The organism is Pseudomonas sp. P5_A2_2, assembly GCF_054177685.1.
Genome location: NZ_JBGCUL010000926.1, coordinates 1 through 1,725 on the forward strand (window position 1 = coordinate 1; position 1,725 = coordinate 1,725).

General features: G+C 61.3%; 3 protein-coding genes. All 3 read right to left on the bottom strand.

The window, feature by feature from the left end; genetic code table 11:
* Positions 1–46: 46 nt before the first annotated feature.
* On the bottom strand, positions 47–247 hold the full coding sequence (locus ACXRVY_RS27400) for a DUF2188 domain-containing protein (RefSeq protein WP_223463149.1): 201 nt from the start codon (positions 245–247) through the stop codon (positions 47–49).
* Between the two features lie 117 nt (positions 248–364).
* Entirely contained in the window at positions 365–1,063 is a 699-nt protein-coding gene (locus tag ACXRVY_RS27405) for an alpha/beta hydrolase (protein ID WP_223463150.1), read from the bottom strand.
* 45 nt (positions 1,064–1,108) lie between these two features.
* A partial coding sequence (locus ACXRVY_RS27410; RefSeq protein WP_458238770.1) for a 1,6-dihydroxycyclohexa-2,4-diene-1-carboxylate dehydrogenase occupies positions 1,109–1,725 on the bottom strand: 617 nt, incomplete at its 5' end.

Below are 1,725 nucleotides of genomic sequence, written 5' to 3' on the forward strand. Positions count from 1 at the left end.
GTTGCATCATGAAGAAGCCCCGGAGAACCGGGGCTTCGGGCTGGATTCACTTTGCTTGATGGCTGCGCGCAGGCCTGCCGGCACGAGCCCTGTAGCCGGGCAGCGACGCGGCAAACGCCAGCGCTTCTTCCCGACTGTCAAATGAACCCAGTCGGTCTCCCTGGGTACATACCCGCCAGGGCCCGTTGCTCACTCTGAGTACGTCATAGCCGTTCATGTGCATTTTGTTCAGCATCGGAACGCTCATAGTCACCTCCTCCTGGACAGTGAAATCAGGTTGACTTGCTTACCTTACACCCGCCCTTCTCCAAAATACCGACCAGACATCGCCATGGAAATTCCCGAATCCGGTTGCACTTGGACCCTAACCCTTGGCCAACGCCGTCGCTGCCCTGTCGATCAATGCCGCCACTTCGGCGGGCATCGACGCCAGGGACGCATGGCTGGCAGTCAAGGTCAGAATCTCCCGGGCGTTCAGCCGCTCAGCCATCCATTGCTGGTTTTGTGGAGCGATCATCCGGTCCCCGGTCGAAATCTGATACCACGATGGTTTTTTCTTCCAGGCCACCGTGCCAATGGTGTCACCGAAGGTACTGGCCAGCGGCGCTTTCTGGGTGAGGCCCATGACCAATCCTTCGGTCGCCGGCAGGTCCTGACAAAAGCTTTCGTGATAGAGCTCTGGCTTGACCCACAGATAACCGTCGCTGTCGGGAGCCAGGTTGGCCGCCGCCGCTGGCAGATGCCGTTGCGTAATGCCACCGGGGCTTTCACCGGCGTCCGGCGCGAACGCGGCGATATACACCAGGCCAACCACATTCGGTAAATCACCCGCTTCAGTGATCACTGCACCGCCATAGGAATGCCCCACCAGCAGCACCGGCCCCGGCACCTGGGCGACCATCTTGCGCGTACGCTCGGCATCATCCGCCAGCGAAGTCAGCGGTAACTCGACGGCACGAATGTTCGTGTCACCCCGGCCGAGCAATTTGACGATGACCTTGTTCCAGTGGGCAGCGCCGCCCCAAAAACCATGGACCAGCACGATCGTGGGTTTGTCACTCATCACCATGACTCCGTTGTTTGCGGATGGGGTTGTCTGTCGCTCGCCTCAGCCCTGATCGCCGCCGCCCACGGGCATGACCATGCCGGTGATATAGGACGCTTCGTCGCTGGCCAGAAACAGAATAGCCCCCGCCTGCTCATCCAGGGTGCCGTAGCGTTTCATCAAACTGCTGTCGAGGGTCTGGTCGACGATCTGCTGGTACCAGAGCTTTTCCTGCTCACTCTGCTCGGCACCGTTGCGGGGTATGCGTCGCGGCGGTGCTTCGGTGCCGCCAGGTGCAGTGGCGTTGACCCGCACGCCACGACCGGCGGTTTCGAATGCCAGACAAGCGGTCAACGCATTGACCCCACCCTTTGCCGCACCGTAGGGCACGCGATTGAGGCTGCGGGTGGCGATGGAGGATACGTTGACGATCGCCCCGCTGCCCTGCTCCAGCATGAACGGCAGCGCCGCATGGCAACACCACAAGGTCGGGAACAGCGAACGGCGAACCTCGGCCTCGATCTGCGACACTTCATAGTGCTCGAACGGCTTGGCCCAGATCGTCCCGCCGACGTTATTGACCAACACGTCGAGGCGATCGAAGCGCTCGACGGCGGTTTGCATCACCCGGCTGCATTCCTCGTATTGCTCCAGGTCGGCGGTCAGGGCCAGTACCTGGG

Bases quoted from the DNA above. Each gene is read 5' to 3' on its own strand.
- ACXRVY_RS27400 (WP_223463149.1), bottom strand. From the start codon at position 247: ATGAGCGTTCCGATGCTGAACAAAATGCACATGAACGGCTATGACGTA.
- ACXRVY_RS27405 (WP_223463150.1), bottom strand. From the start codon at position 1,063: ATGAGTGACAAACCCACGATCGTGCTGGTCCATGGTTTTTGGGGCGGC.